Annotated in this window: 20 protein-coding genes, 1 pseudogene and 1 riboswitch; of the genes and pseudogenes, 2 read left to right on the top strand and 19 right to left on the bottom strand. The window is 37.6% G+C overall.

The window, feature by feature from the left end; genetic code table 11:
* Positions 1–112: 112 nt before the first annotated feature.
* From HNP81_RS06490 to HNP81_RS06480, 3 genes are all read right to left on the bottom strand, one after another.
* The gene (locus tag HNP81_RS06490) at positions 113–610 is read right to left on the bottom strand and encodes an SRPBCC family protein (RefSeq protein WP_182502005.1); all 498 of its coding nucleotides are present in this window, start codon (positions 608–610) and stop codon (positions 113–115) included.
* 72 nt (positions 611–682) lie between these two features.
* The gene (locus tag HNP81_RS06485; RefSeq protein ID WP_028392469.1) at positions 683–958 is read right to left on the bottom strand and encodes a DUF2277 domain-containing protein; all 276 of its coding nucleotides are present in this window, start codon (positions 956–958) and stop codon (positions 683–685) included.
* Between the two features lie 650 nt (positions 959–1,608).
* Positions 1,609–1,980: a VOC family protein gene (locus HNP81_RS06480; RefSeq protein ID WP_028392470.1), complete on the bottom strand. Its 372-nt coding sequence runs from the start codon at positions 1,978–1,980 to the stop codon at positions 1,609–1,611.
* A 396-nt stretch (positions 1,981–2,376) separates the two neighbouring features.
* Between HNP81_RS06480 and HNP81_RS06475 the strand changes: the two are divergent.
* Positions 2,377–2,760, top strand: a pseudogene (locus HNP81_RS06475) (glycosyltransferase); the annotation flags it as partial.
* Here the strand turns inward: HNP81_RS06475 and HNP81_RS06470 are convergent.
* The 6 genes from HNP81_RS06470 to HNP81_RS06445 form a co-directional block, all read right to left on the bottom strand.
* Positions 2,729–3,679 (bottom strand): LLM class flavin-dependent oxidoreductase, encoded by a 951-nt coding sequence (locus HNP81_RS06470; protein ID WP_182502004.1) that lies wholly within the window; start codon positions 3,677–3,679, stop codon positions 2,729–2,731. The pseudogene HNP81_RS06475 and the gene HNP81_RS06470 overlap by 32 nt on opposite strands.
* Positions 3,680–3,698: 19 nt before the next feature.
* Complete coding sequence (locus HNP81_RS06465) at positions 3,699–3,983, bottom strand: DUF3219 family protein (RefSeq protein WP_182502003.1); 285 nt, start codon at positions 3,981–3,983, stop codon at positions 3,699–3,701.
* Positions 3,984–4,340: 357 nt separating this feature from the next.
* Positions 4,341–5,081: a metal-binding protein ZinT gene (locus HNP81_RS06460; protein WP_182502002.1), complete on the bottom strand. Its 741-nt coding sequence runs from the start codon at positions 5,079–5,081 to the stop codon at positions 4,341–4,343.
* Between the two features lie 340 nt (positions 5,082–5,421).
* Entirely contained in the window at positions 5,422–5,838 is a 417-nt protein-coding gene (locus HNP81_RS06455; RefSeq protein WP_182502001.1) for a DUF1284 domain-containing protein, read from the bottom strand.
* A gap of 540 nt (positions 5,839–6,378) precedes the next feature.
* Entirely contained in the window at positions 6,379–7,554 is a 1,176-nt protein-coding gene (locus tag HNP81_RS06450) for an FAD/NAD(P)-binding protein (RefSeq protein ID WP_182502000.1), read from the bottom strand.
* A 338-nt stretch (positions 7,555–7,892) separates the two neighbouring features.
* A complete protein-coding gene (locus HNP81_RS06445) occupies positions 7,893–8,936 on the bottom strand; it encodes a YheC/YheD family endospore coat-associated protein (RefSeq protein WP_182501999.1) in 1,044 nt (347 codons plus the stop codon).
* Between the two features lie 162 nt (positions 8,937–9,098).
* Here HNP81_RS06445 and HNP81_RS06440 point away from each other — a divergent pair, with 162 nt between their 5' ends.
* A complete protein-coding gene (locus tag HNP81_RS06440; RefSeq protein ID WP_182501998.1) occupies positions 9,099–10,319 on the top strand; it encodes an ATP-grasp domain-containing protein in 1,221 nt (406 codons plus the stop codon).
* Between the two features lie 817 nt (positions 10,320–11,136).
* Here the strand turns inward: HNP81_RS06440 and thiE are convergent.
* The 10 genes from thiE to HNP81_RS06390 form a co-directional block, all read right to left on the bottom strand.
* Positions 11,137–11,775 (bottom strand): thiamine phosphate synthase, encoded by a 639-nt coding sequence (gene thiE / locus HNP81_RS06435; RefSeq protein WP_028392479.1) that lies wholly within the window; start codon positions 11,773–11,775, stop codon positions 11,137–11,139.
* Positions 11,756–12,571: a hydroxyethylthiazole kinase gene (gene thiM, locus HNP81_RS06430; RefSeq protein WP_182501997.1), complete on the bottom strand. Its 816-nt coding sequence runs from the start codon at positions 12,569–12,571 to the stop codon at positions 11,756–11,758. The genes thiE and thiM overlap by 20 nt, the downstream gene beginning before the upstream one ends.
* A gap of 218 nt (positions 12,572–12,789) precedes the next feature.
* Positions 12,790–13,587 carry a bifunctional hydroxymethylpyrimidine kinase/phosphomethylpyrimidine kinase gene (gene thiD, locus HNP81_RS06425; RefSeq protein WP_028392481.1) on the bottom strand — a complete coding sequence of 266 codons (798 nt, stop codon included), beginning with the start codon at positions 13,585–13,587 and terminating at the stop codon, positions 12,790–12,792.
* Positions 13,556–14,077: an energy coupling factor transporter S component ThiW gene (thiW, locus tag HNP81_RS06420; RefSeq protein ID WP_182502185.1), complete on the bottom strand. Its 522-nt coding sequence runs from the start codon at positions 14,075–14,077 to the stop codon at positions 13,556–13,558. The genes thiD and thiW overlap by 32 nt, the downstream gene beginning before the upstream one ends.
* A 135-nt stretch (positions 14,078–14,212) precedes the next feature.
* A riboswitch (TPP riboswitch) is annotated at positions 14,213–14,317 on the bottom strand.
* A gap of 393 nt (positions 14,318–14,710) precedes the next feature.
* Positions 14,711–15,868 carry a UxaA family hydrolase gene (locus HNP81_RS06415; RefSeq protein ID WP_182501996.1) on the bottom strand — a complete coding sequence of 386 codons (1,158 nt, stop codon included), beginning with the start codon at positions 15,866–15,868 and terminating at the stop codon, positions 14,711–14,713.
* A gap of 56 nt (positions 15,869–15,924) precedes the next feature.
* Positions 15,925–16,248, bottom strand: a complete 324-nt coding sequence (locus tag HNP81_RS06410; RefSeq protein WP_182501995.1) for a UxaA family hydrolase — start codon at positions 16,246–16,248, stop codon at positions 15,925–15,927.
* A gap of 22 nt (positions 16,249–16,270) precedes the next feature.
* A complete protein-coding gene (locus tag HNP81_RS06405; RefSeq protein ID WP_182501994.1) occupies positions 16,271–17,395 on the bottom strand; it encodes a UxaA family hydrolase in 1,125 nt (374 codons plus the stop codon).
* Between the two features lie 104 nt (positions 17,396–17,499).
* Complete coding sequence (locus HNP81_RS06400; protein ID WP_182501993.1) at positions 17,500–18,630, bottom strand: 2-keto-3-deoxygluconate permease; 1,131 nt, start codon at positions 18,628–18,630, stop codon at positions 17,500–17,502.
* 502 nt (positions 18,631–19,132) lie between these two features.
* Complete coding sequence (locus HNP81_RS06395; protein ID WP_182501992.1) at positions 19,133–20,053, bottom strand: fumarylacetoacetate hydrolase family protein; 921 nt, start codon at positions 20,051–20,053, stop codon at positions 19,133–19,135.
* Positions 20,054–20,127: 74 nt separating this feature from the next.
* Positions 20,128–21,075, bottom strand: coding sequence for a U32 family peptidase (locus HNP81_RS06390; RefSeq protein ID WP_028392487.1), 948 nt, complete (start codon positions 21,073–21,075; stop codon positions 20,128–20,130).
* Positions 21,076–21,107 lie beyond the last annotated feature (32 nt).

The raw sequence follows: 21,107 nt of genomic DNA, 5'->3' as shown, positions 1-21,107 counted from the left end.
ATCAAAAACTATTATTCCGAAATAAACCAGTTAATAAAAAAGCGTCTCCACATATTGTAGAAACGCTACCCGTTTGTCAACTTCTAGTACACTGACACTACTTTCATCTATTTTAGCCTGTATAGCTAATCTTCCCTGTCTCAACTAATTCCTTAAGTCCCATGAACATTAAATTCCACCCATGTTCAGATCCATCGTGATACTCTCCAAGAGCTTTTTCAATATCAGATTCTGTCCAATTTTCTTCATGAGGAACGATGATGATTTGTGAAAATGTCATTTCAGTGCCTTGTTGAAGTTCTTTTAGCTCCACAGTAATCGTATCTTCTGTTTCGCTGAATTGTGGCATTTTAAATGTAAACACTAATTTTGTTGGAGGATCAATTTCAAGATATTCCCCTATTGCTCGATAATCTTTTCCACCTCGATGGTCAACAATTTCCCAAGTGCCACCTACTTGAGGATTATTTTGTGCCACTTTATTCGTCCCTTCCAATGTAAAGAACCATTTTCTCATCATCTCACTGTTCAACCATGCGTCAAAAACTTTTTCAGGTGCTACATCAAAATTTCTTATCATTGTTAAAGTGGTTGTTGAATAGTTGTTCATTTAAATACTCCTTTATGTCATATAATGTTCTTTCTTTTTCGCTTTCAATTCTTTAACTCTATTCTTTAGTCCTCACTCATTCGTTCCAAACCTTTTAGCTGCTCTAGCACGAGCTCTCTCAGCTTCGACCTCACGATTGCGAGGTTCAGCACTCGTTTCCAGTGTATTCAATAAGTTCCTAGAAACCAATGCTATCTCATTGACTGCATGAAAAAATGCCTCCTCGTTCGCCTTTGAAGGTTTGTTATAGCCCGTTATCTTTCTGACGTACTGAAGAGATGCTGCGTGAATCTCTTCATCGGTAGCTGGTGGATCGAAATTAAATAAGGTTCTAATGTTTCGGCACATATGCTTCTCCTTTTTGCTTTCACTTTACTACATTCCATTCCACAAAGAATTCCTAATTTCCTTTTCTTTTGAAAAAGTAACACAAAATTATTTAGAAGTAGAAAAGTATTTTCCCCTACATCATGTTCATTTATATACTCTTCGTTTAAACAGTCACATAACCCAAGAGGTTCAGAAAAGTACCCGATTGTTACAAAAAATATGACTTTCTTCGCCAAGGGGAATTTGCTTTTTTATCTTTTTTTCACAGTGTTCGAATGGTTTCACGATTCGCCACATACTTATCCGCGATGGCCTGAACGGTTTGAGTATACAGAATGGATGGTTGTTAGTTTTCGACCCGTTCTCATTTTATGTTTATAGGATAATTATAACAGAACAAATGTTCTTCAATCAATGAGTATGCATAAAAAGATTGGTTGTATAATTAAGAAGTTATTGATTTTTGCTTAACACAAGAAGTGAAGTTCTTATTTAAGAAATACTCCCTTTTCTTGAATAAATATTATAGTTGTTGGTACATCCATAAGGGTTGGCTTGAAAATTAAGTAGCCCATCATTATGAGGGCAAAATAAAAGAACCCATTCAGTATCAAATAGATTCTTTAATAATTGAAGATTAATTTTATGTTCCCAGTCCATCCTTTATTTTATCTGTGTTGATCTACAAGAATCGGATTACCATCAGGATCTTCAATTGTAAAACTTGCAGGACCTTCGCTTGTTTCATCCGCTTCAGACAGCATTTTAATTCCTTTTGCTTTAAGTTGTTTCTGAATATCCCTAATGTCCGTAAATGAATTGAGATTTTCGGCATTTTCATTCCAACCTGGATTAAAAGTAAGAATATTCTTTTCAAACATTCCTTGGAACAGACCGATTATGCAACTTTCATTCTTCATAATGAGCCAATTTTGGGTAATATCCCCTCCAAACACTTGAAATCCTAGATTCTCGTAAAATGATTTTGATTTGTTAATGTCTTTTACACTTAAACTTACTGAGAATGCACCTAGTTTCATATTTCCTCCAATAATAAATTAATAATTTAGAAAATTCATTGCGTAAATTAAGTATACATGATTACTTTGAAGAACACATTTCAGTTTGTCCAATTTTTATAAAATACAACCAAAGCCCGTTCAAAGGAATAAACCATATTCCATTGAATGGACCTTTATATGAGCCCGGTTGTGGAAGATCAATTATGTTGATAAGCATCCGTTAGCTCAATAAAAACAGCCGCCAGCAGTTGAAGCTTTACACCCGTTATTTTAATGATCACTACTCTTTTGCTCTTTCATTTAAAGACACTTATTTACAGATCAAGAAGGTAAGTAGAACCATTTATAAGAGTAAAAAGATCCCATATATCAATACTAAAAAGGACATTTTTAACCTTGGAAGGAGAAGGTTTTATGAAGAAATTATTGTTGATAGGATTTATTTTGTTATTTCCGCTAAACATGGTGGTTGGAACATCCAGTGCCTATGCTAAACCGCAGGTACAACCCATTAGCCAATCTGAGGTTAAGTTCGAAAATAAATTCAGGAGACTTTGGATGGATCATGTATTGTGGACAAGTAATTATATTACAAGTGCAACAACAGCAGGAGCGAAGGATCAAAAACAGGTACTGACTAGGCTTCTGAAAAATCAGGAGGATATTGGTAATTCTGTAAAGCCAGTATACGGAGAGAAAGCTGGGAACAAACTTACGGATTTGCTCAAGGATCATATTGTTATTGCGGGGAAAATTGTAGATGCGGCTAAAAGCGGAAATAAAGCCTTGGTGAATAAGTGATGGTTACAATCATGATTTCATCTGCTAATACATGGGATTGAATCTTTAAAAGCTTACTTTTTACCTCATTCGGATTACCTATAATCATTTTCTTTTTTATTCTTTCAATTGACTCTTGATCACGTAGATTTAATTGAAATTCTTTTGCTTCATCGACAGAAGGAACACCTTGGTTCCCTTCTCTATTCTCGTTTTGCAATTGCCAAACAATCGAACTTAAGGCAATTTCCTCTGCTTTTTGAGTAGTTTCTGCGCAAATTACTGATAAAGCCATAATGACGTAAGGTTTTTGGCCTTTTTTTCTTGGTTGAAATGAATGACGATATTCTTTGATGATATCTTCTCCGTTTTCATCACTCATAAATTTTCCGAAACAATAAGCTAAACCATTTTCCGCTGCAAAATTTGCACTTTTTTTACTCGTTCCTAGCATCCAAAGTTCAGGACTTATTTGCGGCAACGGAGAAGCCGGTAATATGGACTCCTCATTATCTATGTATTTAATTAATTCTTTTACCAAATCAGGAATTTTATAGACATTTTGCAAATAGTTGTCTGATAATGCATTTGATGCTTCAGCAGGACCACCCGGTGCCCTCCCGATCCCCACATCAATCCGATTTGGAAATAGAGTGGATAACAAGTTATAGGTTTCTGCCACTTTATATGGCTTATAATATGGCAATAAAACCGCCCCAGAGCCAATTCGTATATTTTTTGTGTTTGCTCCAATATAACCTAACATCACCTCGGGTGCGGAGCATGCAAGCCCTGGCAATGCATGATGTTCAGCAATCCAATAACGTGAATATCCTAATGTCTCCCCTATTCTTGCAAGTTTCATTGATTCCTGTAGTGCATCGTGTGCCGCTTGATTAGTTGAAATAGGAGATTGATCTAAAATGCTTAATTTCATAAAATGAAATTCCCCTTTTCTATTTTGTTCCTTCTTTTAAAGTCAGTTTAAATTCGCCAATTTGTCCTTTTTCGTATAGATTTGTAATAGATGTTGAATATTCTTGGATCGTTCCGCGGAACTCAAGATGTTTCTCAGGTACTATTACATCAAATGTTCCTTTATAAAGAAGTGTTGTTATGTCATGGTAGTCGTCACTTGTAACATAAAAAGTTACCGAAATTCGAATTCCGTTTTTTTCTTTTTTCTCTTCATATTGTGTGATTTTGATTTTCGTATCATTTAGTTGAATTTCCTTAACCATTTCATCATCATCCCTTTCCCAAAAAAGGATAACACACCCTTAACCAGTTAACGAACTCTATTGCTTAGAATTGAAGCCTATGATATACGTTTGTCGTGCCCTTAAATTATTCAAACCCTTACCTATCTGTATGAGGAAGAATCCCAAGAGGAATTGAAAAAAATTACCATTTTAAGTTGAGATCGATATTAAAATTGATCAAATATAATAAAAAAAACGCCATTTTAATCAAACTTTTTTAAAATGACGTTTCTTCATTTGCTGTTACATATGTATTTGAGAGAAACTGTTAATATTGCTTTTTTCTAAAGCTGTATTTTATTCTATCGAACTAAAAGAGGAAAATAACGATAAATCTTAATGGGCATTCATTTCTTCTACAATTTCTTCTCCACTTAGATTAGAAAAATAATAAGTTGGCCAATTGTCTAATTCATTTAAAAGAGTGTCATGATCTTCATCTCCCAAATAAATATGGTAATGTTCTGCTTTTGTTGGATAAATACTATGATCACTGAATTGAACATGTTTTGGTACTCCATCTACTTCCCCAACTAAATCAAATAAATACCGAACGCCTCTATTTCCGGATTCATAAGTCAAAATTTCGTATCCATGATACTTGTATTCTCCTACTTTTCCTTCTCCATTTTTATAAAATGTCATCATATTATCTTTTATAACGATTCGATTAATGTCTGTTTCATACCCAACTTTATAATAGTCTTTGTATTCTTTAAAGGTTTTATCTTTGTTTGTTTCTACTTTTTTCTGTAAGACCTTATCTAAAGTTCCATCTAATAAGTATGGATAGACTGATTGCCAATCTCCTTCCCAATCTGATAATTCCCTATCTTCAACTTCGTCATCCTCAAATATCCCTGAATATATTTCTTTCTGCTTTTCATCATCGTGATTATGGTTATGATTATGGCTATGATTATGGCTATGATTGGTACCTCCTGTAGATTCAGAAGAAGTAGATTTAGAATCTGAGGAAGCATGTTCGACAGGTGTATCTACTTTTTCTTGACAGCCTGTAAGGACTATACCTAATAAGAAAAACACAAATATTGATTTGATAAGTTCCTTTTTCATAAATAAAAGATCTCCTTTTCCATTATAATAATAGGTGTAAATCGTAACAATTACTATTTATACTTTTATGAATATACTATGTTTCGAATCTTCTGTCAATATAAAACGAAATGATTATGATTTATGTTTTTTTAATTAATAGGAGCTGTTAAACTTGCCTGTTGATTGCAGCGAGAGGCGATCGCTTTCCGCGGGCGGTCCGGGAGCCTCCTCGGCGCAGTGCGCCTGCGGGGTCTCCCTTTGACTCGCTTTCCTGCAGGAGTCTCACGCCTTCAGCTCCAATCAACATAGTTCTTAATACAACAATGAGCTTTAACATAGCCAATATAAAAGGGAGGACTTATTTAACTTCCCTTAAGCCCTTCCCTTCAAGAATCTCTTGAATACCTTCCTCACAAACCCCGTATAAACGCCAGGAACAAGTTTCACACACATTTTTAATATCGGCGGGTACGACATACTGTCGGATGTGTGACTCAATGTCCTCCCAACTCAGAACTTGTCCGACTTTAAGCCCTAATTTATCTAAGATATTGGAATCTCTTTCATAAATATTGTTGTCTTGGCAGTGGTATTCACCTGAGTTGGGGTACTTTTCACACAACTTATCTGGTCCCCTTACAAGCTGAATCCACGTCTTAGGGTTTTCTCTCAATGTTTGATGCAATTTAGTCATATTTTCAACGTATTCTTTGGAATAGCCCATTCCCCGATAGCCCAGAAGACAAAAAATATGATGACCACGCAGCTTATACATAAATTCCCCCCAGTTCGACACGTTAATTAAAATTCAAATGTTAACCAAAATAATTAATCAGTTAACTTATTTGTCATTATAACATACCATACCTGATCAATTGGGAACTTATTAAAGTATGGGTTCCAACTTCAAATTCCCTGTTATTTTATAGTCTAATCGCTGCAAACATCATTTATTACTGGCTTGGATTAATATTTATTATTTACTAATAAACAGAATTATTTAAAGTGGATAAAATAACTAGCGCATTTTAATAACACAAAATTAATCTTCACTAAGGTTACTGTCACACATGCTCTTACTGCTGTATCATTTAAGTGTGTACTAAAGTTTCACTTGGAAAATTAGACAGAAAGATTAAGTGCTTTTGTTCTTCTTTATTTCTATCATTTCAAGAACTTAATGGCTCAGATGAGGTTGAGCATGCCGATAGAACTAATAGCAAAATACTAAGCACGACACTAATTGTTAACTGTTTGGTGATCATTTGTCCCTTTATAAATTGAAATGATTACGATTTATATCATCTCTATATTCTTATAAACTAGCGACAATTCGTTCTGCCGCATGGCGTGCTCCAGAAATATTTCGAGCTATTGGTCCGATTTCAAGCTCTGCCAAAGCCCCTGTGACATATAAATCTGGACCCCATTGTAAAGACTGTGAAACGATGGGATAACCACAGTCAGCACAACGCAATTGGTACTTGTCGATGACGGGAGATAGCCATTCTTTTCCTGGTAATGATGACAAAAAACCAGTTGCTAATAATATTGTTCCAGTTTGTTCAATAATCTTGCCATTTTTGTCATGAAGCATAATGTTTCCATTTTGAACTTCAGTACTTTCCACTTCTCCGTCTACTAAACGTAAGCTCCCTTGCTTGATCCGATTTAACAATTTCATATGTAAGTCAGGTGGAATGGAGCCTTTATGCCGCGCTTCGAAAATTTGTTCACGCCTTTTTTGATAACTTTTCAGATTGCGAAAAGAATATTGATTCTTTGGTCCTAACCATGCTGGATCACTATCAAAATCCAAAATCCGAAATGGATGTCTTTTCAATAATGTAACCTCATTCGGAAATCTTTCACCGAGCTTCAGTGCCAAATGAACGGAAGAAATTCCACCACCAATAATCGTGATGGGCCTTTTTACTTGATCAAAAGCAGGTAATTGGTCATCGAAAATATGAAAAATAGTAGATTCCTGATTTTGTTTTAACCGAACCGCCCACTCTGGCCAGTACGGCTGCTCTCCTATCCCAATGGCAAGGAAAAGTTTGCGACCGTATAGTTGCTCACCATTACTCAAATGGACGGCCCATCCATTTTCCCTTTTGGAGGCGGCTCTGACCTTCCCTTGCACCCAAGCCCGTTTTATAGATAATTCATCACAAAGATGCTCACAATGCTCCATAAAGGCAGCCAATGAAGGGCGTTTATATCGACCATAAAAAGCAGTATTCCAATCATCCCCACTTTTTTTCACATAAGTTTGCAAACTGAACGGTTTAACATCCAAATGGTGAACGGATGGCGATCGTAAATAAGGCATCGAAATGACTTCCGTACATTGCCTCCATCTGGCCAATGGCTCTTCATTCATATCAACAATAGCAAGCTGGTCGACAGTCACTTTCCCTGATTTAAGTAAAGAGGTGGCCAGTGTTATCCCTTGTATCCCCCCACCAACAATAATGCAATCCAGCATAAGAACACCCTTTCATACAAATCGTAATTATTTCGATTTATTATTCAAATTAACATTTTCACCATTATAATGCAAGCATATTTTTATGTAAGGTTATGTTAAAGCTCGTTGTTGATTTCGGCACTATGTTGATTGGAGCAGAAGGCGTGAGACTCCTGCCGGAAAAGCGAGTACCTGTAACGGAAATCACCCCAGGATAGTAGTATAAATAGAATTTACAAGCAACAAAGTTTACGACAACAGCCATGTAAAAAACATCTATCCAGAAGATAGATGCTTTAACCAAAAGTATATAAGATCATCAAGCAATCCCGATTCTTCTTAAAAAGTTACAATGGTCATTCATTTACATTACGATGGCTATTTTCAGCTAAATATTTAGCATATTGAATCGTATTTCTCGCTACATCTAATTCACAATTAAATATGATTGGCGCTCCTGGTCTCCAATTCACTTCAAATAACCACAATTTTTGATTTTCATCAATTCCAACATCAATCCCTAATTCATCCAATGACACATCATCATACAAAGAATCAAAGTGGTTCGAAAAACTTATAGCAAAATATTCAAGTGTTTTTTTTATATTATACCAGGAATCATCGAATTCTTTTTGTAAAAAAATATCCAGATAACCAGTATATCCCCCACTTCCGATATTTGGTGCAATGCTTCCTACAGTTCCTATGCGTGGATATATTGAGGTAATGACCCACTTTCCTTCGCCATTTTTTTGTACATGCAACCGGAAGTCATATACTTGGCCCGATTTAATTTGACAGGAAATGAACTGTTGAGCTAAATACTTTTGTTCTTGAATCTTTCGAATTGTGAATTCGACCAATTCTTGTTTAGAATAAATAGAAATGTCCCCATGTTCATTCACTCTGTATTTATCATTTCCTTCCTTTTCAATAAAAACGATCCCTTTTCCCTGATTCCCGGATACTGGTTTCATAATTACTTTTGGATAATGACGGACCATTTGCATAAATCGATTAGCGTCTATTAAATCCATTGAAGGTATAAGATATTGCGCAAATATTTCCCCTTTTTTTATCAGCTTATTAACATATGATTTATCACCAACTGAGTGACTTGTAAAAGGAATGATTTCTGATAAAATATCCACGATTATTTCTGCTTTATCCGTTAGAGGATAGCTGGCATTATAGATAACGTCCGGAAAAGGGAACTTCTTTTCCTGCCAATTTCCGTTCTCATATATTTTCCCATTAATTGTTCGGTCATCCATATTTACTTTCCCAGGCGTAAAGTAAAAAAAAGGAATCCCTTCCGCTTTCGCTACAGCTGAGTAAGCATATGCTCTTCTCACCTTTTGAGGATCTTCTCGATGGTGAAGCATGCCAATTAAGGTCATAATCGTTATATCCCACCTTTATAAAATGCTGTTCTTTAAAAATATAAAACAAAGCTAGTCTTTATTCCTATTTTTTAAATTACGGCGAACAATATTGGACCTACTTATATATTCTATAGTATAGATTTAATTCACTTGAGACGGGTGGGATAACATGACTTTATGAATACGATTATCTTTATTGGCTCTAATAAATCAGGTTCGAGCAGAGAAGCGATAAAAGCTGCAGAGCGCCTTGGCTATTTAACCGTTCTATTTACAAATAAACAGCAATTTTTAGAACAAAGATTAGAATTTCCTGATGTTCATCAAATGATATTCACAGAGCTATCTGATTATCAGGCATTAACAAACAGTATTCAAGAATTAATAAATCGCGGACTAGTGATTCAGACAATCTTAAGCTTTATAGATCCTTATGTAAATATCGCTGTATCGTTAGAGGAAAAGTTCTGTATAAACGTTGATTCTGTTAATCCAATTCTGAATATGGAAGATAAAGTTTTAACAAGAAATCTTCTAAAAAACCTCCGATCTTCTCCTTACTTTGCTATTTATAAATCAGAAGACTCCTTAAAAGATTTCCTTAATGAACAAAAAAACCATCTACCATTAATAGTGAAATCCCCCATTTCTGCTGGATCAAAGGATGTCTTACTGGCAAATGATATCTATCAATTAAACTTAGCAATGAAAAAACTACTAAACAAGTATAAAGATACACCTATTTTAATTGAAGAATTTTTAACTGGCCCTCAATATTTAGTTGAAGCAGTAGTACACGATGGAGCTATTACTATTGTAGCTGTTATTGAACAAGAAATTACGTTCCAAGAACGTTTTATCGTAACAGGATATAGCTTGTTAGCTTATATGGACAAACCGTTTTTTGATCATCTCTATGAAACAGTTTGTACAATTGTAGAAGCATTTGACATGAAAAATGGTGCGTGTCACCTCGAATTGCGTCACGTTCGAGGGAGATGGAAATTAATCGAGATTAACCCTAGAATTTCTGGTGGTGCTATGAATCGCTTGATTGAGGTGGGGTATGGCATTAATTTAGTAGAAGAAACGATTCAGATATTTTTAGGAAATCAACCGAATCTTACGAAAAAGCATCGTAAGTACGTGTATGTACATTATCTAACTGTAGATATTGAGGGTAAATTGGTTAGGGTTACCGGGAAAAATCGTGCTAGTAAATATCCAGGAGTGCAAGAAGTTTTTATAAAACCACGCAAAGGAAAGATATTACGGCCCCCTTTATCAATGGGAGATCGTTATGGATACGTGTTAGCCTCCTCATATAATAAAGAAGAAGCGAAACAAATGGCGATAAAAGCAGCTAAAGTGATTCGCTTTAACATGGAAAAACTATAATGATTACGGGCCAAACTACAGAAACAAGAAGCTCCTTTAGTTCCATTTCAAAATTGGACAGCCTATATGGGTCACTAAAACAGCTAAATTGTCTCACAATGATTAAAACGTATAGGATTTACTACGTGATTCTAGTGTAAATGACTCGGGTTTTTATCTTTTATTCTAGTACTAAAAAATAGTAAGTAGATGTTTAACTATTAAAAGTCATGAGCATTATACCTATGTTTAGACTAATCTTTCGTGAAATTCATCTTCATAAACTTTCGCATTTTGTTTTTAGCGATTTCTTCAGGAAATATCATTGGCGCTACACCAGATGGACTAGTGTACATTTGATTGTTGCCACTACTATGTATTTCAATCAGATTGTTTTATCTTGGTGAAATGTAAAAGAAACAAAAAGTCATTCTATAGATTATGTCCTCACACTCTATACACTTTACCGACAGATAAAGTGAAACTTCAATCAGTGGGGGTTTTCTTCATCCCCCACTAATCGTTAGTCCCGTTCTACAACGCTATCTCTCCGCTACTGCGTAGGTATAACGATACTATGAACCCGATTCAATGATTCCCAAACTAAGTACGGCCCGTCCTGCGACATCGTTTGTGTGACCCACATCCTGTGGGCCTCAACTAAATCTTTGAAGATCACAAAGGTAAGTTTCACTGTATCTCACCAATCGGGCTAATACGGGCAGTTATCCCCCCCACCTATGCTTCTTCGATTCCTCTTAGCCTTGAGGTGGGGGTCTTACTGCCAGTTAATGCGGAATAAACGATATAAAGGAGTTGTGTGTTTTAATTCCTTTCATTATTGGACTATGGCTGTCGTCATTTGTTTTTTTAGCATTTCCGCCGCTTTTCTCGGATCATCTGCTTTCATTATTGCCGATACAATCGCTGCACCAGAAATACCGCTATTGAGAATTTGGGGAAGATTTGCGGAGGTTATGCCGCCAATCGCAACTGCTGGAATGGTAACAGCTTGGCAAATCATGTTAAGCACTCCATGCTGTAGCATCGAAGCATCTTTTTTTGTTGAAGTTGGAAAGACAGAACCTACCCCAATATAATCAGCTCCGTCTGCCTCAGCTTTCAAGGCTTGTTGGACATTTTTAACGGAGACGCCAATCTTCATAGACATAGGAACTAATTGCTTCACAACAGATAAAGGAATATCACCTTGCCCAATATGAATACCATCCGCTCCGACAGCAAGTGCAAGATCCACGCGATCATTTATGAAAAGCGGGATGGAATAGTTGGCAAGTAATTGTTTAATTTTTAACGCTTTTTCATAAAAGATTTTTCCATCCGAGTTTTTTTCTCTTAATTGAACAGCTGTAACTCCTCCAAGAATAGCTTCTTCAATAATTTGCTCAAGTTTCTCAAGCGGAATTGATTCTTCTGTGACAAGGTAAAGACTAAGATTATCTCGTAGCGTACTCATTTATTTGTACCTCCTTCATCCAAATCTCTCCGTTCATCAGTGATATCGTATCGACTAATTTCACTCGGAAAGTACCTGTTCCTTCTCCTTCTAATAGCTTGCTTTTCGTTAATTCGCCAGCAATACTCATGACAGATATTCCCGCTACTGCTGCGTCAAGCATCTGATCTGTTACGCCAGCAAAGCTGCCAATTAAGGATGTCGCCATACAGCCTGTACCTGTCACTTTCGTCAATAGGGGATCACCATTGTTCACTATAACAGTCGTTTCACCGTTACTAATTGCATCTGTTCTACCACTTACAACGATTGTACTGTTTAGTTCTACTGCTGCTTTGACAGCAAGGTCCGCTCCTGAAAGAGACACCATACCTGAATCCACGCCCTTTGTCTGACTTTGGCCTCCTATTAAACTATAAATTTCACTGGCATTCCCTCTAATAATGCTCATCTTCACTTCTTGAAGAATTTTTTCAGCCATCTCGATTCGATAAGCTGTTGCCCCAGCTCCAACAGGATCAAGTATAACCGGTATGTTAGCAGAGTTAGCTGCTTTTCCAGCTAGAATCATTGCTTCACAGGAATCCGCGTTCAGCGTCCCTAAATTAATGACTAGTGCATGAGCGATTTTCGCCATATCTGCGGCCTCATTCACACTTGATGCCATAACAGGAGAGCCGCCAATAGCAAGAGTAATATTCGCACAATCATTGATTGTGACAGAATTGGTTATATGATGAACAAGTGGATTTACATTTCGAACTTTCTTAAATAATACTTCAATTCTTTTTAGCATAATAATCCCCTCCAGATTTATCCCGCATTTACGGGCAGTAACCCCCACCTCAGGGCTTAAAGAAATATAAGAAGCATAGGTGGAGATAACTGCCCGTAAAAGCCCGATTGGTTCAACTAACAATTAGTGGGGGATGCCCCCCACTAATTGAAGTTTCACTTTATCCCGCATTAACGAACCGTCAGTGCGAAGGTAAAAAAACATTGATGGAAGTTCCATTATGATTGATGAACTTTCTGAAATTGATAGAAATGATTGACTGGCCCATGTCCTTTTCCGATGGCAAAGCTGTCACGGATAGCTTGCGTAATATATTCTTTTGCTTGGCGGATTGCATCCTCGATTCCAAGTCCGTTTGCTAAGTTAGCGGCAATCGCTGATGAAAGTGTACAGCCTGTACCATGAGTATTTTTCGTTGAAATTCTTTCACTCCTTAACCATATATAATTAGCTCCATCATAAAAAAGGTCGTTTGGATCTCCGGCAGAATGTCCTCCTTTTAACAAGATTGCTCTCGCTCCTAATTGCTCGATGATCTGGCAAGCTTCATATATATCTTGTTTGGATTGAATCGTTTTCCCTGATAACGTTTCCGCCTCTGGTAGATTCGGAGTCACGATCGTTGCCATTGGTATCAAGAGCTTTTTCAATGCTTCTACAGCGTCCATTTCAAGTAGATGATGCCCGCTTTTAGAAATCATGACTGGATCAAGGATAATATGCTGCGGCTTATATGTATGTAGCGTTTTGGCAACCGTTTCAATCGTTTCAGCCGAACCAAGCATCCCAATTTTCACAGCATGAACTTCAATATCGTCGAACACTGCTGATATTTGGTCGCGAATAATTTCTTTGCTCATCGTTTGAATCGAACGAACCTCTACCGTATTTTGGGCGGTAACAGCTGTGATAACAGACATACCAAACACATGATGTGCAGAGAATGTTTTTAAGTCAGCTTGAATTCCTGCTCCCCCTCCTGAATCAGAGCCTGCGATTGTAAGTGCTGTTTTCATATAGTAACCCCTCCAAATATTTATTTTTCAAGAAAACCTTTAATAATATAAACGCAATACTTGCGCCTGCTAAAGAACTAATTGAAAATGCGGGTAAAAAGCCAAACAAAGCAACTTTTTTTCCTAAAAACAACAAGGCAAGTGGATAACAGGCAAGTGCCCCAATAATCCCCGTACCTATAACTTCACCTAGACAAGCAAAACCAATCTTTTTTGTATACCTGAATAATAGTCCTGCAAGCAAAGCCCCAATCATACTGCCTGGAAAAGCAAAGATAGAACCCGTTCCTGCCATGTTTCGAATGATTGAGACGAGCAAAGCTTGAGCAATGGCATAGCCAGGCCCTAACATAACGGCCGTTAATACGTTCGCTAAGTGTTGGATCGGAAAGATTTTAGCAAAACCCATTGGAATAAAAACAAAGGAACTAGTCAGTGCTGTTAATGCTGTAATCATGGCAGTAAGTGAAAGTTTTCTAGTCGAATTCACCATTTCATCTCCTTTTCATCTGTTTTATACATTTGCTAGGAAAATCGTTGTAGTGAGAAAACGAAACTTTTAAACAAAACCAAAAACCCCCTTCCTGAAATAGGAAAGGGGTAGATATTCACAAATAAACTAGCTATGCTAATATCTCCACTTCCCTCCGCCAGCATGATCCGGTTCAGGTTCAAAGGGTCTAGAACAAAGTTCCATCTCAGCCTCATAAAGACTCCCCTAGTGCAATGTATATTTAGTTACTGTCATCATACCATGTTGAAGTAAAAATGCAATGCCTGAAAATTTGCAATTAACGTTCTTTTGCGGAAAAGGTGCAGGGCTTTGTAAATTCAGCTCCGTACCGCAACCTTCATAAGGTGATACAGTTTATAAGCCCTGAACCTTTTTCATCGTTGGGCTTTTGAGTAGACGCTCATGAGTGTTTTCAGATAACCTCTTGGCTCAGTTCTTCTTTCAACCACGATTCTACCTTGAAATTTTCCCCATTAAAACGTTAAACCTACTTATTTTGTGGCATACTTTATTAATCTAGCTCATTTCATAAGTTATAGTTGTCATTTTAGTCTAACCAAATTAACCTACTAAATTACGAGCAAGGAGCTAGTTTCGTTCATGATCCCTTTATATCGTTTCTGCCAATCTCCAAATCGCGAATTCTTGATTTTTATGTTTTTCAGATGCAGTCATCGAACCATTCGCTGTTGCCATTATTTTTTGGTAAATTTCTTCGCCTATTTCCTCAATTGTGTTTTTCCCTTCGATTATTTTTCCAGCATTCACATCAATATGCTCTGACATGATTTCATATAGTCTTGGATTTGTGCCAATTTTGATGACAGGAACGATTGGTGAGCCTGTTGGAGAACCCTTTCCAGTGGAGAATAAAACAATCTGTGCTCCACCAGCCGCAAGGCCGGCTACCGATTCTACGTCATAACCAGGTGTATCCATGAAGATAAACCCTTTTTTCGATGGTGCTTCGGCGTAATCAATTACTTCCATTAACGTTGAATTTCCGCCTTTTTTAATACAACCTAAAGATTTTTCTTCTAAGGTCGTTAATCCTCCTGCCATATTTCCTGGAGTCGGATTTGCTGACCTAATATCTTCACCCGTGTCTTTGATTCTTTCTTCATATTCTTTTACTATTTTAAGAAATTTCTTACCTACTTCAGGATCTATGGCTCGCTTTGCCAAAATATGTTCAGCACCGATGGCTTCTGTTGTTTCTGCTAGAATACTAGTCCCGCCATCTCTTACAATAAAATCGGAACAAGCTCCAATCGCTGGATTTGCGGTAATCCCTGACCATGCATCTGATCCACCACATTCAAGTCCAATGATTAACTCAGTAACATCAGCTGTTTCTGTCTTTTCAGTTTTACTTCTATCCATTGCTTCTTCTAGCCATTGTTTCCCTTCTTTAAGGACCTCACTAACAGGCTTATCTTTATTAAAATAAATGGCATGAACATGATGATTATCATCTTTTAAAAGTTCTTCAAGCTCTTTTGCAAGTGGGTCATCACCCATGCCTAAAAATAGGGCGCTACTTACATTTGGATGTCCCGCAGTCCCTTTTAAAGTCCGGATTGTCTGCTTGTAATCTTCGGGGAACTGAGCTTGCCCTCCTTGGTGGACGACTGGAATTACACCTGGAACGAGCTGAGCTATTTTTTTGGTGAAACTCGCCAATTCACCTACTGTATTCATGACAATTACATGATTTCTGACCCCTATACTGCCATTTGGTCTTCGATACCCTTCGAATGTTTGCATTGTATTGCCCCTTCCTCAATTAATTTGAACGTATAATTACCTTATTCAATTAGTTTTCAAGAACTGAATGTATCAACATGATCTATAAAAGAATGATCTCTTTCTTCATTTTTAAGACCACGAACATTGAAAACATGGACATGAAACCCTGGAGATATTTCTGCTGTCGCAATTCCCATGCACTCTCCATACTTCATGATTTTTCCTTCATTCTTAATAAAAGAGGTAGCTACTTTATGCCCGTATGAAATATCTTCCATCACCTTTATTTGATCCTTTTCACCTTGTATAGAAAGCAGCTCGCCTGATTTTAAATTTTTCAATGCAACTGCCACATTGTCGTTCGGATTTAATTTGAGTGCATTATATTTTTTGTCCATTCCCCATCCTCCTTCTCCTCTATTAAAATGTTGTTCCTACATGTGGAATAGAAAACTCGCCTAGTTCCAACTTTTCAAGACTCGTTTGTTTTCCTGAAGAGATTTCTACTAGCTCTTTCATGACTTTTTCCACTTGAACAGAAGGATCCTCTTCGGATATTGTATAATCGACTAGTTCATCAAATGAGCCATATGGATTTTGCGGTGTAATTGTCATACACGGCAGAGCGACTGAACCTGTCAAGATTCCTCGGCTACTCACAACGATCACTAGATTACATCCACTTGAGGCCATATTAGAAAAAGTCTCTACCATATTGCTCGTACCAACGATAAGATGTAGCCCTTTCTCTTTCGGCTTCTCATTATAGCCAAGTAGACTTTCAATTGGACTAGTCCCTGTCATTTGAGCTTCAAGAGCAGCTAATAATTTTTCTTCTTTTGAGAAACTGCGAGCAGCACTTTGGTCTTTATGAATTTCTTTCCAACGTTTCCGGTGTAATCCTTCTTCCAACTTTCTTAGTTTATCTTTTGCCTCTTGACTGTTTGTGCGTTCTGCCAATAATAAACCAGCCGGCTCTAAAGTATCTGTAAGTCCCATCATCACTGTCGCATCATTTTCAACTAATAAATCGATTACTTTCCCTACTACAGGAACTATTCTTTTCAATGAATCCTCATCGATATCAACAGTTACAATCCCAACAGTCAAAGAAGAAAGCGGAAGATTCTCTCTTTTCATTACTGCCGCTTCCTTTGCCCATTGTTCAACAATCTGCACACCTTTTTTTGTTGTATTTTCTCCACCTGCTAATTGTTGGATGCCGATTCCTTCTATTGGCTTTGTTTTCGGAATGCTTTTTAGTAATCCGCTAACTTGATTCGTCTCACAGCCTAATCCTACAAGAAGTGCCGAATAAAGATTTGGATTAGCTGAAATACCGACCAACATATTTTTTGTTAGTTGAAAATCATCACCAAGTTGGGCACATCCATTTGAATGGATTATCGGAATAGTCCCAGGTACACTTTCTGAAATTTCCTTAGCAATCACACTAGAACACACGACAGAACATACAACGCCAATATAATTCCTCGTTCCAGCAGTTCCGTCATTTCTTAAATAGCCTTCAAAAGAATAGTCCATACATGATCTCACCTTTCTTATTTACGGATTAAACATCAGATTATTCTGTATTTTACGCACAATTATAACCCGTTTACTTATTTTGGTATATCCAAATCAAACTCTTACATCTTCACAGGGGCTGCAGGATTCTCAATGTTCCGTTCTTTATTCTTTCGCTGAAACTCTTCTTTTCCATCAATCCCTTTGCGTCTCTGATATTTATCTGCAAGAATAACAGTAACGGGAACTAGTAGTGCTGTCGAAATTGATGCAATTGAGATTTGAGCAGTAGCCACACTCGATAGATTCTGATAAACTAATGCTTCTTGTGATGTCATTAATCCAGATCCCGCTGCTACCGAAGCTGCTGCGGCAATGGCTGCAGGTGTAGCCACTGCATTCCCAGCAGTAGAGGCCTCTGCCCAAGGTGCAATATAACTTTTCTCGCGAAATATCTTGAAAGCAAGCGCCATAGCTCCACCTGAAAATAGAACCGTCATTACAGCAAGTGCAATACCCGCACCGACCACTTCTGGATTAAAAAAGTTCGACAAGTTCATCCCAGCACCTAATGCAAAAGCAAAGAAAGGAATAACGAGAGATTCACCTGCTGCTAAGAATTCGCGTATTGTACTATCGAGATTCCCTAGCAACATTCCTATCAAAATCGGTAAGAGAACTGCAATAAAGGCAATGATTGGAAAGTTTGCTCCCATCATTCCAAGAGCCATTAATGTAAAAAACGGGCCATCATTAAGTGAAAGAACGGCTGTCGCACCTACATCAGAACGATTGCCGTATTGCCCTGTCAATGCTGCATACATTCCACCATTCCCATTTGTCATTGCAGCAATAATTGCGAGAGTTGACAATCCGAGGAAACCGTTGACGGGATCTGATAACAGCCCCCAAACAATTCCGACCACAACACCGGCTAAATACTTGGTTGCAGTTAAAATGACGCCTTTTTTCAACGCTTTTCCGCCTACTCGGAAATTCATTTGGCTACCCGCACAAAATAAGAAAAGAGCACATAAAGTCAAGGCTCCATCTTTGAATAAGGCTTGTGAAAAACCACCGATTTTAAAAAACTCATAATGCCCGGATTCAGTAGCTGCAACCCCAAGCATTTTTAGCATGTTCATAATAAATGGGATGTGCAGTTGATCAATTGTATTTAATAAAGCACCTACAAGAAGAGGTACAACCATTAGACCACCGGGAATTTTATCGATTGATTTCTTAATTTGCATATTTCATCCTCCAATCTAAAGCAAAGCGACTTGTTTTACCAAAAGGCTAACATAAGCCAATCATGCTATACGGGGAGTTGTCTTCTCCCCATTCGTTTAATTGGCTAGATCATCGAACAAATTATTCTTCATTCTTTAGACATTTACCGTCAATAAAATTAATTAAATTACGAATATTCAGATTTATATACGCGTGTTTCGGCAAACTATCTCCACGATGAGTTAGACGCTTCTAATATTCCTTTAATTTATCCCGGTTTACCAGGCTGTAATACTCCCACTGATGGAAGTTTCACTTTTTCAAGTCGTTACATTTTTTATGAAAGGACATGGGGACGGGGCTTCGCAACTTACTAATATGACCAATCTACTGATCAGGTATACTTATTTTTTATCAGCAAGCATCCAAAATTCTGGCTCTGCACAGCCACCATTGTGATTAGGCGAGTGTAGCGTGCTAAAGAATTGATTCTTCAGAGTAACTGGTGGCATTTACCGTCATTCAGGTTTTCTGTGTAACCCTTACTTTTTCAACGGTATTAGAAAGTGTTCCAATGTTCTCGATTGTTATAGACACTCGATCTCCATCTTTTAGCCAAACTTTCGGCTCTCTTCCCATGCCCACACCAGGCGGAGTACCTGTTGCAATGAGATCACCAGGCTTCAATGTCATCGATTGAGATAAATAGGATACGATGTAGGGAATCCTGAAGATCAGATTTTTCGTATTCGATTGTTGCATCACTTCACCATTCAACTTCAAAGAGATGTCCAGATTATGAGGGTCAACTACTTGACCTTTCGTAACTATTGCCGGTCCGATGGGTGCAAAGGTATCTGCAGATTTACCGCGCGTCCATTGGCCATCAGAGAATTGATGATCTCTAGCACTTACATCATTCATGATTGTATAGCCAAATATGTATTCTGCAGCTTCTTCTTCCGTAATTCGTTTCGCTTCCTTACCAATTACAACAACCAATTCCGCTTCAAAATCGACTTGCTCAGAATTAACAGGGATTTCAATCGCCTCTTTTTCACCAATGATCGCATTTGCATATTTTGAAAAAATGACTGGCGATAACGGTGGCTCTAACCCCGTTTCTTTACAATGGTCCAAATAATTTAAACCGACACAAATGATTTTTTCTGGTTGTGAAATTGGCGCCATAATCTCTACTTCTGAAAGAGAAAATGAATGATCCAAGTTTTCCCGTCCGTGAGACTCAATAAGTTGTTCAACATATGGAATGGATTTTTCATTCATTTCAATAAGTTGTTTTAAATCAGTAGGGAATTCGAAAGAATCTACTGAAATCTGATTTTTATACTTCTCATGTAAAGCCTGTACGTCTAGAATTTTATCTTCCTTTATCACACCAATACGCGTTTTTGATTGATTACGAAATGATATAAGTCTCATTCAGCTTGTCTCCCATCTGTTATTAATTTTTTTCAAATAACCTTTCACTGTCTATCACATGAATCTCGTATACGTTATGGCGTAGCGATTGTATCAGTCTGTGCAATGCCAAGACCTTCGGCACCAAGTTTTGATGTTTTGGCTTCTGGATAATAACGTTCAATCATTTGAAGTCCTATTGCGGCACGGCGGACGCGCTCTTGAACTAATGATATATTCGTACTTTCCCACTGTTTTCCTGAAGGGTAGACATCTGGATGATTTCTGAGACCAAATTTAATATACACCGGAGCTAATACACGAATGATTTCCGGAATTTCATAATAACGAAGGAAACCGCCTAAGTTATCGGGAACTTCTACATATAAATCTATCGGTATATCAATCGCTTGACGAATCGAAACGAGTTTTGACAAAGTGAGTGCTGTCGGAACGTTGTAAGTATCCGCACCAAGGTCTTCCATAAGTTTAACCGAAACCGGATTGGCAGCACCTACTTGCACGGATGCTTTCACTACAAAGTCTTCTGGCAATTGGCCAGCTTTTTTCATTTCTTTTGTTAGCTTTAATAGTCCTTCATCGGCTACTAATGCGCCACGTAATCCAAGTTTAGCACCTCTTTTTAAATCTTCCATGGCGTAAACGAGTTGATCTGCCCCTTCATGACGTAATGCAATGGATTTCCCGCCGCTTGTTAGTGGTTGAGCACTAATATCCCAAGTGCCACGAGGTCCAACGAATAAGCTAAGCTCCATCCCTCTTTCTGCAGTCAGTTGGCACATTTCCTTTATTTCATCATCTGTTTGAAGCATGATACCGCTTCCTTGCGAGATGCGATGAATGGTTAATCCGTATCGATCAATTTCTTTTAATGTTTCTCTTAACGCAACCGGTCCTTCAACACTCGGAAGTTCCACGCGGTATTGGGCACCGTCTGGAAAAGTCTTCGTTGAAGTTGGTAGCTCTGTTAAGTCTTTGGAAGGATAACCGAGTTTTTCCAATAATTCACGTGATTCTTTCATGTTTATATTCCTTCTTTCTATTATATATAGTT

Origin of the sequence: Peribacillus huizhouensis (assembly GCF_014138605.1) — a bacterium.
Taxonomy (GTDB): Bacteria; Bacillota; Bacilli; order Bacillales; family DSM-1321; genus Peribacillus; species Peribacillus huizhouensis.
The sequence above is the reverse complement of the archived record's forward strand: the minus strand, read 5'-3'. Positions and strand labels throughout refer to the sequence as shown.